Genomic DNA, 14,619 nt, shown 5'->3' with positions numbered 1-14,619 from the left:
TCCGGTGTGACGTGATTTTCATCGGACCTAGCGCCGGGGAGCGAGCGGGGACCATCGCATGTTATCGATGCCTTGCTATCGATCCTATGCCGTTGTTGCCGCACAGGGGCTTCGCTAGCCCGGTTCCCAAGCACAAGGCATTCTTGGGAGAACAAGGAACAATGCGCCTCGCCACTCTCGATGACGGCACCCCGGACGGGCACCTCGTTGTCGTTTCGCCCGAAGGCGATCGTTATGCCCACGCGCCGGTGGATACGCTGCAACAGGCGATGGAAAGCTGGACTTTCGTCGCGCCCGTGCTGGCCGAGATTTCCGAATTTCCCGAAGCGCTCGAGGCTGCGCTGCTGCGCGCGCCGCTGCCGCGTGCGTGGCAGTGGCTCGATGGTTCGGCTTTCGCCTGCCACGGGGAACTGATGGACAAGGCGCTGGGCGTGGTGCCGGTGAAGACCGGCAAGCCGCTGATGTATCAGGGGACTTCGGACAAGTTCTACGGTCCTGCCGAGGATGTGCGCTACCTCACCGAAGAGAACGGCATCGATTTCGAGGGCGAGTTCGGCGTGATCGTCGATGCCGTGCCGATGGGCACTTCGGCCGAGGATTGCCTGAAGCACATTCGCCTGATCGTGCAGATTAACGACTGGTCGCTGCGGAAGCTGGCCGGGCCGGAGATGAAGACCGGCTTCGGCTGGGTGCAGGCCAAGCCGCCGTGTTCGATGGCGCCCTTCGCGGTAACGCCGGAGGAACTGGGCGACCAATGGCGCAACGGGCGCGTCTGCATGGACCTGCTCGTGGACTGGAACGGCAAGCGCTTCGGCGCCGCCAATGGCGAGCCGATGGGCCATGGTTTCCACGAACTTGTCGCCCATGCCTGCGCCACGCGCGATCTGGTGGCGGGCACGGTGATCGGATCCGGTACCGTTTCCAACGAGAATTACCGCGAGATCGGCTCCTCCTGCATTGCCGAGCGGCGCGGAATCGAACTGGTCGATTTCGGTGAGCCGCGCACTGAATTCATGCGCTTTGGCGACAGCGTGCGCATGCAGGGAACCCTTGTCGACGGCCGCGCGCCGTTCGGCGTGATCGAACAGAAGGTTGTGAAGGCATGAGCGAGGTTCTTTCCGATTCCGGCCTGCCGCCGGTCCAGCGCGTCGTCACCGGGCATGACGAGAATGGCCGTGCCGTGTTCCGCTCCGAAGACGTGACGCCGACCAAGATGGTGCCCTCTGGCGATGCCTCGTTCCTGACGATCTGGACCACTGCCACCGTCCCGGCCGACAATAACGACGAGACTGAAGGCCGCGAACGCCCAACCGGCACGACGCTGGAAGGCGGCTCGGTGATCCGCGTTGTGGACATGCTGCCAGGCAAGCAGAGCCCGATGCACCGCACCAACTCGATCGACTACGGCATCGTGCTGAAGGGCGAGATCGAACTGGAACTGGAAGACGGCCGCAAGAAGACGGTGCGCGAAGGCGGCATCATCGTCCAGCGCGGCACCAACCACCTGTGGCGCAACACCACCGAGGAAGTCTGCCGCATCGCCTTCATTCTGATCGAAGCGCCCGCCTATCTCCACAATGGCGTGCCGCTGGACGAGGCCAAGCCCGAGCAGGTCGATCCCGTCTACAACGAGGCAGCAGGTAAAGCTTGATGTTCGACCTTACCGGCAAAAGCGCGATCGTCACCGGCTCCACGCGCGGGATCGGTCGCGCCATTGCCGAGGGGCTGATCGCCCAAGGCGCGCGCGTGGTGATTTCCAGCGAGGACGCCGGGGATACCGCGCGTGTCGCCGCCGAACTCGGCATGCCGGGCCAGCCTTGCGACGTGACCGACGATGCCGCGCTGGCCGCATTGGTCGACCGCGCGGTGGCGGAATTTGGCGGGCTGGACGTGCTGGTCTGCAATGCCGGGATCACCGGCAAGGCAGGGCCGTTCGCCGATCTCGACATGGCCGACTATGCCCGAGTCATGGCGATCAACCTCACCAGTCAGATTTCGCTTTGCAATCTCGCCCTGCCGCAGATCGCGGCGCGGGGCGGCGGCGCGGCGGTGTTGGTGTCCAGCCTTTCGGGATTGCGGGGCAATGGGCGAATCAACGCCTATGCGCTTGCCAAGGCGGGCGTTGCGCAACTGGCACGCAATCTGGCGGTGGAGTGGGGACCGCGCGGCGTGAGGGTCAATGCGATCTCGCCCGGTTTCATCGCCACCGAACTGTCCGGGCCACTGCTGGCGGACGAGGCTTTCATGGCCCGCCGCATGGCGATGACGCCGCTCCGGCGGCCCGGCACGCCCGCCGAAGTGGCAGGCGCGGCGGTGTTCCTGGCTTCCGATGCCGGCGCATTCGTTACCGGGCACAATCTCGTCGTCGATGGTGGAACGTTGATTACCGACGGCTCTTAGCGGGGCCGCAGTCGCGAATCGGTTCGCCGCGCCTCAGCCACAATTAACGCCGGGGCGAATGCCCGAACGCCCATGCTCGGGCCTGCGATGATCGATGATTCGCCGACGGCTTTCCGCATCTGCCGAACAGGCCCGTCCAGCCATGGGAGAGGGCGGCGCGCATCTGCGAAGTGCCGATGTGCATCAGGCAACGAACCCGCGATTTCAGCGATTTAGGGAAATTTGGATGCCCCGCGAGGATTCGAACCTCGATAGACGGAATCAGAATCCGTAGTCTTACCATTAGACGACGGGGCATCGGGAGGCGCCCCTCTAGTAGCGGTCGTGATTCGGGTCAACACCCTTTTTTACCGCCCTTGCTCCTTTGTCGTCTGGGCGTTAGCATCAGGGCATGTACCCGCCACGCATGGCGGCAGATTTTTTGAAGAGATTTTGAATCATGGCGGAGCACGATCCGCCGGCAGCAAGAGTCGACGTGTCAGGCCGCCCCAGCAGGCGGCGCAAGGCGAGGAGGGGCAAATCGCGCCCGTCCGGTCCCGGCACGGCCAAGGCGAAGGTGCAGGCCAGGAGTGGCGGCGCCGACGCGGCAGGCGGAGCGCCGCGCGAAGAATCCACGAACCCATCGTCGGCGCCACCACGCCGGGAGAAGACGCGCTCGGCCCGAAAATCGGGCAAGTCGCGTAAGCCCGGCAAGAAGACGGCGACCACGCAGGCACGTCCTGCCGAACCACGCCGCCCTGACGTGGCGGTGGTCGAGGCAGGGAATGCCGAATCGGGCACTCGCCCCGCCGAACTGCGTCCCGGCATCCGGGATGCGATTCTGCCACGGCAGCATCCGCGACAATCCTATGCGGCGATCGATCTTGGCACCAACAACTGCCGCCTGCTGATCGCGCGCCCGTCCGGCGAGAACTTTACGGTGATCGACGCCTTCAGCCGTGTCGTGCGGCTGGGTGAGGGGCTGGCGCAGTCCGGCCGTCTGTCGGACGCAGCGATGGATCGCACATTGGGCGCGCTGCGTGTCTGCGCGGACAAGCTGATGCGTCGCAACGTCTACCTCGCCCGCTCGGTGGCGACGGAGGCGTGCCGTCGTGCCGTCAACGGGCCCGAGTTCATCGAGCGCGTGCGCCAGGAGACCGGCATCGCGCTGGATATCATCAGCGCGCGCGAGGAAGCGCGGCTGGCGGTGCTGGGCTGCCATGTCCTGCTCGAATCGGGGCTGGGCCCGGCGATGATCTTCGACATCGGCGGCGGCTCCACCGAACTCGTGCTGATCGAGAGCACCGGCACCGTGCCGCGCATCCTCGACTGGCAATCGGTGCCCTGGGGCGTGGTTTCGCTCACCGAAAGCTGCCCGCCCGAAGGCACGACACTGGAAGAGCGGCTGACGCGCTACAAGCACATGCACGGACTGGTGGCCGATAGCTTCGCCGGTTTTGCAGAGCGTGTCGCCCCGGCGCGCGAGAGTGCGGCGCAGACCGGGCCGCTGCGCCTGCTGGGCACCAGCGGCACGGTGACGACGCTGGCCAGCCTGCATCTGGAATTGCCGCAGTACGACCGCCGCATGGTGGACGGGCTGATCGTTCCCGCCGAATCGATGCGCGACATCAGTTCGCGCCTGTCATCGATGTCGATCGAGGAGCGGCGCGAGTTGAACTGCATCGGCCGCGAACGCGCAGACCTTGTCGTTGCCGGATGTGCTATCCTTGAGGCGATTCTCGACCTCTGGCCGTCCGCGCGGCTGGGCGTTGCCGATCGCGGCATCCGCGAGGGCATCCTGCGAAGCCTGATCGCCTCGCACACTTCGAACAAGACCATGCTCGCCACGGCGGGCGCACAAGCATTGGAGGCCCGGCCGTGAGCCGATCCGGACGCGATCCCAAGGAGCGGCTTCGTACCGCCAAGAAGCGCACGACCAGTTCTGCGCGCTGGCTGACCCGCCAGCTCAACGATCCCTATGTGAAGAAGGCCAAGGCGGACGGTTATCGCAGCCGCGCCGCCTACAAGCTGATCGAACTCGACGAGAAGTTCGATCTGTTCAAGGGCGTGGAGCGCGCGGTCGACCTTGGCATTGCGCCGGGCGGCTGGAGCCAGGTGCTGCGCCTGAAGCGGCCGCAGGCGAAGATCGTGGGTATCGATCTGCTGCCCACCGATCCGATCGAGGGCGTGACCATCTTCGAGATGGACTTCATGGCGGACGAGGCACCTGCCGCGCTGGAAGGCGCGCTGGACGGCGCGCCGGATCTGGTCCTGTCGGACATGGCGGCCAACACCGTGGGCCACAAGCAGACCGACCACTTGCGCACGATGGGCCTGGTGGAAACGGCGGCCGACTTCGCGATCCAGTCGCTGGCCCCAGGCGGGACGTTCGTGGCGAAGGTTTTCGCGGGCGGCACCGATACCGAACTGCTGGGCCTGCTGAAGCGCCGCTTCACCAGCGTCAAGCACGCGAAGCCGCCGGCCAGCCGCAAGGATTCGTCCGAGTGGTACGTGATCGCCAAGGGCTTCAAGGGCCGCGAGGAAGCATGAGCGCCTATGTCGTCCTGCCGGGCATCGGCGGGTCCGGTCCGGCCCACTGGCAGACGCAGTGGGAACAGGCCGATCCGCGCATGCAGCGCTTCGTCCCCGCGAGTTGGGACGAGCCGGAACTGGACGACTGGATCGCCGCGCTGGACCGCGCGGTCACGCAGGCCTCCGAGCCGCCAGTGCTGGTCGCGCATAGCCTGGCCTGCCTGTTGGTGGCGCACTGGAGTGCGCGATCAAGCCTGCGGGTGCGCGGTGCGCTGCTGGTGGCGCCGCCAGACCCGGAAGGCAGCGCCTTTCCGGACGAGGCGCGCGGTTTCGCCAATCCGCCGACATCGCCCTTGCGGTTTCCGTCGATGCTGATTGCCAGCACTGACGATCCTTACGGCCCGATCGACTACGCGCGGCTGCGTGCCGGGCAGTGGGGGTGCCAGTTCGTGGAGGCTGGCGCGCTTGGCCACATCAACGGCGCCAGCGGCCTTGGCGACTGGGCCTGGGGGCGCGAGCGCCTTGGCCGTTTCGAGGAAACGCTGTCCATCGCGCAGCGCTGACGCCGGCCGCCGCGCCGATAGCGGATAACGAAAACGGCCCGCAGGCGACTCGGTGAAGCCCGCGGACCGTCTTCTGCCGACCGAAGCCGGATCTTGTATTTACTGCGCGGCCGCCGCGCTGGCGTCCGCAGCGGGTGCGGCCGAGGCATCGGCGGCAGGCGCAGCGCCCTTGGCCGGCGCGGCACCGGCAGCGGGTGCAGCCGGCAGCGGCAGGTTCGATCCCTGCGAATTGAGGTAGACGATCACGTTCGCGCGGTCTTCCGGCTTGGGAAGGCCAGCGAACGTCATCTTGGTGCCGGGGGCCATGGCCTTCGGGCTCTTAAGCCACTGGTTCAGCTTGTCGAAGTCCCACTTGCCGCCCACGCCCTTCAGCGCGTCGGAGAAGGCGAAGCCGCCCACGCCCTTGCCGATTTCCTCGCCCACCACGCCGTGGAGGTTGGGGCCGATGCCGTTGGCGCCGCCCGCATTGATCGTGTGGCAGGACTGGCACTTGGCGAAGGTGGCCTGGCCCTTGGCGGGATCGGCAGTGGCCAGCAGCGCTTCGATCGGCGGTTCGGCGGCGCCGCCCTCGGTAGTTTCTTCTACCCCCTCGATCGCATAACCCATGGTAGCGGGACGGTCATGCTTATCGGCGCGGAAGTAATGAGCACTGACGCTGGTAAGACCCAGACCGACGACGCCGGCGAACAGAGTCCACCCGGCAATGGTGTTGAAACGATCGTCCATGTCCTGACTGCCCCGGGTATTGTTATGATGATCCTCTTGGCTTCGAGGTCCTAATGTTGCCCGCAAGTTAGCGCAAGAGCCATTGCGGTTGCGCGCAATGCCGCTTAAGCGCGCGGTCGCTATGAATTCCTATCCCAAACCCGCGCTCGACCTTGTCTCCCGGATGGTGGAGGCTGCTGCCGCTGATCCCGCCCGGGCGATGGCGCTGCAAGGTGCGCCCGGATGCAATTCGCACCGCGCCGCGCTGGAGTACGATTCCGAGAGCCTGCCGCTGCCGTGCTTTTCGTTCGAGGATGCGCTGGATGCGGTGAAGGAAGGCCGGGCCGAGCGGGCGATCATCCCGATCGAGAATTCGCAGCACGGGCGCGTGGCGGACATCCACTTCCTGTTGCCCGAAAGCGGCCTGTCGATCGTGGGCGAGCATTTCATGTCGATCCACCACGCGCTGATGGCGCCGCCCCGCGAAGATGGGACGACGGGCCCGTTCTCTGCCGCCTACAGCCATCCGCAGGGCCTGGGCCAGTCGCGCCATTACTTGCGTGAGCGCGGGATCGTGCCGATGGCCTATGCCGATACTGCCGGCGCCGCGGCGCTGGTGCGCGAACTGGGCGATCCTTCGGCCTGCGCCATCGCGCCCAAGTTGGCGGCCGAACTCTACGACCTCAAGATCGTGGAAGAGAATGTCGAGGACGCGGCGGACAACACCACGCGTTTCGTCCTGCTGGCGCGCGAGCCGCTGGATCCCTTCGCTCTGAAGGGCGAAAAGGCGATGACCACCTTCATCTTCGAAGTGAAGAACATCCCGGCTGCACTCTACAAGGCGCTGGGCGGCTTTGCCACCAACGGCGTGAACATGACGAAGCTGGAAAGCTACCAGATCGGCGCCAGCTTCGCGGCGACGACGTTCTATGCGGACATCGAAGGCGCGCCGGGCGATCCGCGTGTCGATTCGGCGCTGCAGGAACTGGCTTTCCACTGTAAGTACGTGCGTCCGCTGGGAACCTATCGCCAGGCCCGTCCGCGCGGCTGATCCTGCCCGGTGCGCCGAAAATTCGGCGCACCGACAGATTGTTAACGCACAACGGCTTGTCTGCCGGGGCAGGGCATGCCAATCACCCCGGCCGTGGCAATTGGTGGGGGTCAACTGGCGGGTGCGACCGCGCCTCGAAACGGGGCAAGCGACGCTGCGGCCGACTGGGCGGCGGTGCGCGGCTCCGCAGATATCCAGTATGCCCCGCTGCCGCAGGTAAAGGCGCCGATACCGCACACGCCGGAATGGCTGCGCCAGCTTGGCGAATGGCTGGAGGCCGTGTTCAAGCCGATCGGCCGGATGCTCGGCATGTCGTGGCCGATATTCCAGTACGTTCTCATCGCTCTGGCCGTCCTGCTGGTGCTGTTCGTGCTGTGGCGCCTGTTCGGCCAGATGATTTTCGGCCGCGTGTCCCGGCCCGAAGAGGAAGCGGTGGAGCAGTGGGTGCCCGATCGGGCAGAGGCTGCCGCGTTGCTTTCGGATGCCGATCGCCTGGCTGCAGAGGGGCGTTTTGCCGAGGCGACGCACCTTCTGCTTCGCCGCAGCGTCCAGCAGATTCGCGCCCACCGTCCCGAATGGCTGCATCCCGCCAGCACCGCGCGCGAGATCGCAATGCTGCCCGCACTGCCGCCGCAGGGGCGCGATGCTTTCGGCACGATCGCCGGGCGGGTGGAGCGCAGCCGTTTCGCATTGCGTGAACTGGATGCGCAGGATTGGTCGGCCGCGAGGGCGGCTTATGCCGAATTCGCTCAAGTACGGTTTTCCGCATGAACGGCACCGATTTCCATCCCGAAACCGTGGAAGTGGGGGCGAACCCATTCTCGCGCTGGTCTGTCCTCGCCGTGGTCGTGCTGGGTTGCGGGCTGTTCGTCGCGCTGCTCTGGATGATCGGCACGGGCACGGGCTTCAGCGAAACCAATGACGGGCAGGCCCATGCCGATGGGCGCGGCCTCAACGGCTATGCGGCGATGGCCACGTACCTCGATCGTCGGGGCTACGCGGTGCACAAGTCGCGCAACGAAGGCGCGCTCGACAAGCCCGGGCTGCTGGTGCTGACGCCGCCGGCCTTCGCCAAGGGCGAGGATATCGAGAAGATCGTGTCCAAGCGGCGCTATGTCGGGCCGACGCTGGTGATCACGCCGAAGTGGTTTGCATCGCCCGCCACGCGTCAACAGACGGAGAAGGGCGCGCGGAAGGGCTGGGTCAATCTGGGCGAGCCTCAGCTGGCCCAATGGAAGGGCTTCCTGGACGACGTAGGCGTTGGGCATGATGCCGTCCCGGGACGTGCAAGACGCATGGGGTGGGCCGGCATGGGCATCGCCGGCGCGCTTCCGGGACGCACCGTGTCCTGGGGCGATGGCGACGATGTCGCGCCACTGGTGCGCGATGGCGCCGGGCACATCCTGGCCGGCTTCATCGCCGACGAAGGCGTCTACCCCGGGCTGGAGAAAGCCGCGGGCGTATCGTCCGACGCGGATGAGCCGGACGAGGAACTCTATCCCATCGTCGTGGTGTTCGACCCCGATCTGGTGAACAACTGGGGCATGGCGGATGTGCATTCCGCCCGGCTGATCGATGCGCTGGTCGCTTCCATAGGCACCAAGCCGGGCGATCCGATCACCTTCGATCTGACGCTGAACGGCTTTGGCCGCGCGCAGAACCTGCTGACGCTGGCTTTCACGCCCCCCTTCCTCGCCGCGACGCTGTGCCTGCTGCTGGCCGCTCTGGTGCTGGGCTGGCGGGCGTTCCTGCGCTTCGGCCCGCCGCTGGCGAGTGATCGCGCAATTGCCTTCGGAAAGCGCGCGCTGGTGGCCAATGCGGCGGGACTGGTGCGCCGCACCGGGCGCCTGCACCTGATCTCCAGGCCCTACGCCGATCATGCGCGTGAGCGGCTGGTCCGCGCGCTTGCCCTGCCGCGCACGCTGGACGGTGCGGAGGCCGATGCCGCCATCGACCGCGCCCTGCATTCGCGCGACCCTTCCGCCGAACCCTTTTCCGCGATCGCCGCGCGCCTTCGGCAGGCCCGGCGTCCGCAAGACCTCGTCAAGGCTGCGCGCGATCTCCACGCGCTCGAAAGGATGTTGACCCGATGACCGATGCCCAGACTGTCGATTTCGGCAGCGACCTTGCGCAAGTCGCCGCGATCGCGGCCGACATTCGCGAGCAGATCGCCAAGGCGGTCGTCGGCCAGACCGAGACCGTGGAGCATATGCTGATCGCGCTGATGGCGCGTGGGCACGTGCTGCTGGAGGGCCCTCCGGGAACCGCCAAGACTTTCCTGGCGCAGTGCTTTGCCGCTTCGCTGGGGCTGGAGTTCGGCCGCATCCAGTTCACGCCGGACCTGATGCCCGGCGATATCCTGGGTTCCAACCTGTTCAATTTCCAGACGAGCCAGTTCACGCTGACGCGCGGCCCGATCTTCTGCGACCTGCTGCTGGCGGACGAGATCAACCGCACCCCGCCCAAGACGCAGGCAGCCCTGCTGGAAGCCATGCAGGAGCGCCGGGTGACGCTGGACGGTACCGCCCACGCGCTGCCCGATCATTTCATGGTCGTGGCCACCCAGAACCCGATCGAGAGCCAAGGCGTCTATCCGCTGCCCGAAGCGCAGCTGGACCGCTTCCTGTTCAAGCTGGACGTCGCCTATCCCAGCCATGACGAGGAACTGCGCATCGTCACGCGCTTTGGTGAGAATCGTGGCGCGCCGACGCCGGCCGAATGCGGCGTGACCGCCGTGGCCAACCGCGCGCTGCTGGATGCGGCCACCCGCACGGTGTCGCAGGTCAAACTCGCCGAGAGCGTGGTGGACTACGTTGTGCGGCTGGTGCGCGCCACGCGCGAAAGCCCGGATCTGGCCAGCGGTGCCTCGCCGCGCGCGGCGGTGCTGCTGGCCGGCGCTGCCCGCGCCCGCGCCGCGCTGGACGGGCGCGACTACGTGGTGCCGGACGATGTGAAGGCGCTGGCCCCCAGCGTGCTGCGCCACCGCCTGCTGCTGAGCCCGGCGGCGGAGATCGAGGGCAAGCAGGTGGAAGCGCTGGTCGCCACGCTTGTCGAACAGACCGAGGCGCCGCGCTGATCCGATGAGCCTTCGCTTCGCTCCACTGGTGCCCACCGTGCGCGCGGCGGCGTTGCTGGCGCTGGCGGCGCCCGTTGCGCTGGTGATCGGCGCCACCCGGCCCGATGCCTGGGTGGCTGCGCCGGCAGTCGGGCTGGTGGTGCTGGTGCTGGTCTTCATCGATGCCCTGCTGGCCGGACGGTTGGAGGATTTCCGGGTGACCGTGCCCGGCGATGTCGAAGTGGGCGCGGAAGCGCTGCTGGAGGCGGGCGTGGACTTGCGCGGCGGTCGGGCATCGCGCGTGGAAGTGGCGCTGGCCTGCGATCCGCGGCTGGTTGGCGGTGGCCGTGCGACTTTCGGCCTGACGCGGGGTGAAGGCGAACAAGCACGGGGTTGGCGCGGGCAGGCACCCTTCCGCCCCTCGCGACGGGGCACGGGCAAGGTCAGCGGCACCTGGCTGCGCTGGACCGGCCCGCTGGGCCTGGGCGCAAGGCAGATTGCCGGAGATCTGGACGAGAACGTGCGCGTCTGGCCCAATGTTTCGGCGGTGCGTTCGCCGGCCTTGCAGATACTGCTCAAGAACGCGCAGTTCGGCGTGCTGGCGCGGCGCATTCGCGGTGAAGGTACGCAGTTCGAATCGCTGGCCGAGTATGAGCCGGGCATGGATCGGCGCCGGATCGACTGGAAATCGTCCGCCCGCCACGTTCATCTCTATGCCAAGGAATACGAGGCGGAGCGGAACAACCAGATCGTCTTCGCGTTCGACTGCGGCCAGTCGATGTGCGAGCCGGTTGCCGGGATGCCGCGGCTGGACCGGGCGGTTTCGGCGGCGCTGGCGACTGGATATGTCGCGCTGAAGGGCGGCGACCGGGTCGCGCTGTTCGGCTTCGCCTCGCGGCCAGAGGTTTCGACCCCGTTCGTTGCCGCTTCGCGTGATTTCCATCGCTTGCAGCGCGCCGCCGCCGGGCTTGAGTATCGTTCGGAGGAGCCGAACTTCACTCTGGCGCTGGCGACACTGGCCGCGCGGCTGGAACGTCGCTCGCTGATCGTGGTGTTTTCAGAATTCACCGACCCTACCAGCGCGCAATTGATGATCGAATCGATCGGCCGCCTTGTCGCGCGCCACCTGGTGCTGTTCGTCAGCATTGCCGACGAGGAACTGGAAGAGATTTCAGCCGCCGCGCCGGATGACATGCAGACGCTGTCCATGGCGGTTTCGGCAGACCTGCTACTGCGGCAGCGCGCGCTGGTGACGAGGCAGCTTCGCCAGTTGGGCGTAGAGGTGATCGAGGCGCCGCACGCGGCGATCGGCACCCGCCTGATCGACGCCTACCTTGCCATCAAGCGTTCGGGAGCGATCGGATGAACGCGATGTCCGCAACTGCCACTGCTGCCGAAACGCAGGCGATTGCCCGCGCGGCGCTGCGTTCGGATCGCTTCCGGCTGGAGCGGGAGCCCGACTGGCAGCGGCTGGAGGCGATCGTCACCAAGATGGAGAAGGACCGCCTCCGTCGCATTTCGGACGAGGACCTGCTGGCGCTGCCTGGCCTCTACCGCACGGTGGCGTCCAGCCTGTCGATCGCGCGCGAGACTTCGCTGGATGCGGCGACGCTCGCCTATCTCGAAGCGCTGGTGCAGCGGGCGTGGTTCGTCGTCTACGGGCCGCGTTCGTCCCTATGGGACTGGCTGCGCGGCTTCCTTGGCGGCGGCTGGAGCGCGGCGGTGCGCTCGATCTGGTTCGACGTGCTGATCGCGCTGGCGGTCATGGTCGCGGGAACGGCGGTGGGATGGCTGCTGGTCGCCCACGATCCCGAATGGTATTTCGCGCTGATTTCCCCGGAAATGGCGGGAACCCGCGTGCCCGGCGCCACGCATGAGGCCTTGCGCAATTCGCTGTTCGGGCAGTCCGACCAATCGGGCATGAGCGTCTTCGCCGCCGGGTTGTTCAGCAACAATGCGCAAGTCTCGATCCTGGCCTTTGCGCTGGGTTTCGCCTTGGGCGTGCCGACGCTGCTGCTGCTGGTGCAGAATACCGCCTCGCTAGGGGCGCTGCTGTGGCTCTACAACGGCAAGGGACTGCTGGTGGACCTGATCGGCTGGCTCGCCGTCCATGGAACCACCGAACTCTTCGCGATCTTGCTGGCGGGGGCGGCGGGCCTTCATGTCGGCCGTTCGATCGCCTTTCCCGGCAATCGGCCCGTCCTGCGCGCAGCGTCCGAGGCGGGGCGGCGCGCGGCGGTGGTGATGGCAGGCGTGGTGCTGATGCTGGTGGTCGCCGCGCTGCTGGAAGGCTTCGCCCGCCAACTTGTGGACGAGACGTTCGGGCGCATGGTGATCGGCGGTTTCATGCTGACCGCGTGGTGCGCCTATTTCTTCGCGTTTCGCGGTAACGCCAGTGGAGTGCGCCGGTCATGAGCCGCATGGCGACGCGTCATCGCCGTTCCACGCGCGATCGCCTGCTGGTGACGCCGGAAGGGATCACCCTGCCGATCACCGTGGCCAGTCGCGGTTCGCGCCTGGGCGCGCTGATCATCGATTTCATCGTGATGATCGTGCTCATTTTCGCGACGACCTGGGGTCTGATCCTGCTTGCCGGCGGCGTGGACCAGGTGGACCGCACGATGGAAGCTAAGAACGCGGCGGGCCATGCCATGCAGTTTCTGGCGATCGTCTGGATTCTGGCGATGTTCCTGTTCCGTAACGCTTATTTCCTGTTCTTCGAACTGGGGCCACGCGGGGCGACGCCGGGCAAGCGGCTGGCTGGCATCCGCATCGCCTCACGCGATGGCGGGCGGCTGACGGCCGAGATGGTGATCGCGCGCAATCTGCTGCGCGATGTGGAACTGTTCCTGCCGGTGATCTTCATCATGATGGCGGGCGCTGCCAGCGGCGCCGGCTGGCTGGCAGCGGCGGGGTGGTTCGCGATCTTCCTGCTGTTCCCGCTGTTCAATCGCGACAGCCTGCGCGCAGGCGACGTGATTGCCGGATCGTGGGTGGTCGAACGGCCGCGCCGCAAGCTGGAGGCTGCGCTTTCGGTGAGCTCGGCGCCCTATGTGGGCGAGGAGGAGGTCTTCGGCGCCTCGCCCTCGCGCGATTATCGCTTTTCCGAGAGCGAACTGGCGGTCTACGGCGAATATGAGCTTCAGGCGCTTGAACGCGTGCTGCGCGAGGGGCGGGAACAGGCGATCGAGAGCGTCTACCAGACGATCGCGCACAAGATCGGCCGCAACGACGGCTGGAACGATGAGCGGGCCTTTCTCGACGCCTATTACACGCAGTTGCGCGCCCGACTGGAAGCGGGCATGCGGATGGGCCGCCGCAAGGCGGACAAGCATTCCGGGGACAGTCGTTGACGCTTACGCTTACCATTATCGAGGACGATCTCACGGGCCGCGCCGTGCTCGACCTGCTTCAGTTTCACCTTGACGAGATGCACCAGTGGTCGCCGCCCGAAAGCGTCCACGCCATGCCGGCCGAGCGGCTGCGGCAGCAGGACGTGACGTTTTTTTCGGCGTGGGATGGCGAGCGGCTGGCCGGATGCGGCGCGATCAAGCACCTTGACGATACGCATGGCGAATTGAAGTCCATGCGCGCCGATCCCGCCTATCGGGGCAAGGGCGTGGGCAAGGCGATCCTTCTGCGCTTGCTGGATGAAGCGCGGGCGCGGGGCTACACGCGCGTCAGCCTGGAGACCGGCAAGCCCGAGGCGTTCCATCCCGCGCATGGCCTCTATCGTGCCAATGGTTTCGTGGAATGTCCGCCTTTCGGTGATTACGTGGCCGACGATTTCTCGATCTGCATGACGAAGGCCCTGTGATGAACGTGCGCCCGGCGACTGCCGCCGATGCCGCCGCGCTGGCCGATCTGGGCACGCGCAGCTTCGTCGCCAAGTTCGGCCACATGTACACGGCGACGGACCTCGCCAATTTCCTGGCCGAATCGCATAGCGAGGCCAAGATCGCCAAGGAGATCGCCGATCCCGACATGCGGGTGATGCTGGCAGAGGCGGACGGGCAGTTGCTGGGCTTCTGCAAGCTGGTCATGGCCTGCGGCTGGCCCGAACATGCGCGCGGCCAGCGCGTCATCGAACTCAAGCAACTCTATACCGATCCCGATGCCACCGGCCGGGGCATCGGTGCGGGCCTGATGGACTGGGCCCTGGCCACCGCGCGCGACCATGCGGCGGATGAGGTGCAGCTTTCGGTCTGGAGCGGTAACGACGGTGCGCAGAAGTTCTATGCACGCTATGGTTTCGACAAAGTCGCCGACATCCACTTCATGGTCGGTGAACAGCGTGACGAGGAGTTCCTTTTTGCGCGCCTGCTCGGCTAAGA

Annotated in this window: 16 protein-coding genes and 1 tRNA gene; 15 read left to right on the top strand and 2 right to left on the bottom strand. The window is 66.5% G+C overall.

Annotation, left to right across the window (positions count from 1 at the left end; translation table 11 throughout):
• Positions 1–161 precede the first annotated feature (161 nt).
• The 3 genes from WBP07_RS14475 to WBP07_RS14465 are packed head-to-tail and all read left to right on the top strand — an operon-like array spanning position 162 to position 2,400.
• A complete protein-coding gene (locus WBP07_RS14475) occupies positions 162–1,106 on the top strand; it encodes a fumarylacetoacetate hydrolase family protein (protein WP_395392089.1) in 945 nt (314 codons plus the stop codon).
• Entirely contained in the window at positions 1,103–1,651 is a 549-nt protein-coding gene (locus WBP07_RS14470) for a cupin domain-containing protein (RefSeq protein WP_395392088.1), read from the top strand. Before WBP07_RS14475 ends, WBP07_RS14470 begins: the two co-directional genes overlap by 4 nt.
• A complete protein-coding gene (locus WBP07_RS14465) occupies positions 1,651–2,400 on the top strand; it encodes an SDR family NAD(P)-dependent oxidoreductase (protein WP_395392087.1) in 750 nt (249 codons plus the stop codon). Before WBP07_RS14470 ends, WBP07_RS14465 begins: the two co-directional genes overlap by 1 nt.
• Before the next feature lie 223 nt (positions 2,401–2,623).
• Here WBP07_RS14465 and WBP07_RS14460 read toward each other — a convergent pair.
• Positions 2,624–2,697, bottom strand: a tRNA-Gln gene (locus WBP07_RS14460).
• Positions 2,698–2,839: 142 nt separating this feature from the next.
• On the opposite strand from WBP07_RS14460, the gene WBP07_RS14455 reads away from it, so the two are divergent.
• Genes WBP07_RS14455 through WBP07_RS14445 form a run of 3 tightly spaced genes read left to right on the top strand, consistent with a single transcriptional unit; the run spans position 2,840 to position 5,474 of the window.
• Positions 2,840–4,261 (top strand): Ppx/GppA phosphatase family protein, encoded by a 1,422-nt coding sequence (locus tag WBP07_RS14455; protein WP_395392085.1) that lies wholly within the window; start codon positions 2,840–2,842, stop codon positions 4,259–4,261.
• On the top strand, positions 4,258–4,929 hold the full coding sequence (locus WBP07_RS14450; RefSeq protein ID WP_395392084.1) for an RlmE family RNA methyltransferase: 672 nt from the start codon (positions 4,258–4,260) through the stop codon (positions 4,927–4,929). The genes WBP07_RS14455 and WBP07_RS14450 overlap by 4 nt, the downstream gene beginning before the upstream one ends.
• Positions 4,926–5,474 carry an RBBP9/YdeN family alpha/beta hydrolase gene (locus WBP07_RS14445; protein WP_395392082.1) on the top strand — a complete coding sequence of 183 codons (549 nt, stop codon included), beginning with the start codon at positions 4,926–4,928 and terminating at the stop codon, positions 5,472–5,474. The genes WBP07_RS14450 and WBP07_RS14445 overlap by 4 nt, the downstream gene beginning before the upstream one ends.
• Before the next feature lie 99 nt (positions 5,475–5,573).
• Here WBP07_RS14445 and WBP07_RS14440 read toward each other — a convergent pair whose 3' ends face one another.
• On the bottom strand, positions 5,574–6,200 hold the full coding sequence (locus WBP07_RS14440) for a c-type cytochrome (protein ID WP_395392081.1): 627 nt from the start codon (positions 6,198–6,200) through the stop codon (positions 5,574–5,576).
• Between the two features lie 121 nt (positions 6,201–6,321).
• Here WBP07_RS14440 and WBP07_RS14435 point away from each other — a divergent pair, with 121 nt between their 5' ends.
• The 9 genes from WBP07_RS14435 to WBP07_RS14395 all read left to right on the top strand — a co-directional run bounded on the left by WBP07_RS14435 (position 6,322) and on the right by WBP07_RS14395 (position 14,617).
• Entirely contained in the window at positions 6,322–7,230 is a 909-nt protein-coding gene (locus tag WBP07_RS14435; RefSeq protein WP_395392079.1) for a prephenate dehydratase, read from the top strand.
• Between the two features lie 75 nt (positions 7,231–7,305).
• Complete coding sequence (locus tag WBP07_RS14430; protein WP_395392077.1) at positions 7,306–8,001, top strand: hypothetical protein; 696 nt, start codon at positions 7,306–7,308, stop codon at positions 7,999–8,001.
• Positions 7,998–9,323 (top strand): DUF4350 domain-containing protein, encoded by a 1,326-nt coding sequence (locus WBP07_RS14425; protein WP_395392075.1) that lies wholly within the window; start codon positions 7,998–8,000, stop codon positions 9,321–9,323. The genes WBP07_RS14430 and WBP07_RS14425 overlap by 4 nt, the downstream gene beginning before the upstream one ends.
• Entirely contained in the window at positions 9,320–10,306 is a 987-nt protein-coding gene (locus WBP07_RS14420; RefSeq protein ID WP_395392073.1) for an AAA family ATPase, read from the top strand. Before WBP07_RS14425 ends, WBP07_RS14420 begins: the two co-directional genes overlap by 4 nt.
• 4 nt (positions 10,307–10,310) lie before the next feature.
• Positions 10,311–11,651, top strand: coding sequence for a DUF58 domain-containing protein (locus tag WBP07_RS14415; RefSeq protein ID WP_395392071.1), 1,341 nt, complete (start codon positions 10,311–10,313; stop codon positions 11,649–11,651).
• The gene (locus WBP07_RS14410) at positions 11,648–12,700 is read left to right on the top strand and encodes a stage II sporulation protein M (RefSeq protein ID WP_395392070.1); all 1,053 of its coding nucleotides are present in this window, start codon (positions 11,648–11,650) and stop codon (positions 12,698–12,700) included. Before WBP07_RS14415 ends, WBP07_RS14410 begins: the two co-directional genes overlap by 4 nt.
• Complete coding sequence (locus tag WBP07_RS14405) at positions 12,697–13,638, top strand: RDD family protein (RefSeq protein WP_395392068.1); 942 nt, start codon at positions 12,697–12,699, stop codon at positions 13,636–13,638. The genes WBP07_RS14410 and WBP07_RS14405 overlap by 4 nt, the downstream gene beginning before the upstream one ends.
• Complete coding sequence (locus WBP07_RS14400) at positions 13,635–14,102, top strand: GNAT family N-acetyltransferase (protein WP_395392066.1); 468 nt, start codon at positions 13,635–13,637, stop codon at positions 14,100–14,102. Before WBP07_RS14405 ends, WBP07_RS14400 begins: the two co-directional genes overlap by 4 nt.
• On the top strand, positions 14,102–14,617 hold the full coding sequence (locus WBP07_RS14395; RefSeq protein ID WP_395392064.1) for a GNAT family N-acetyltransferase: 516 nt from the start codon (positions 14,102–14,104) through the stop codon (positions 14,615–14,617). Before WBP07_RS14400 ends, WBP07_RS14395 begins: the two co-directional genes overlap by 1 nt.
• Positions 14,618–14,619 lie beyond the last annotated feature (2 nt).

Origin of the sequence: Novosphingobium oxfordense, assembly GCF_044029435.1 — a bacterium.
In the GTDB taxonomy this organism is placed as follows: domain Bacteria; phylum Pseudomonadota; class Alphaproteobacteria; order Sphingomonadales; family Sphingomonadaceae; genus Novosphingobium.
The sequence above is the reverse complement of the archived record's forward strand: the minus strand, read 5'-3'. Positions and strand labels throughout refer to the sequence as shown.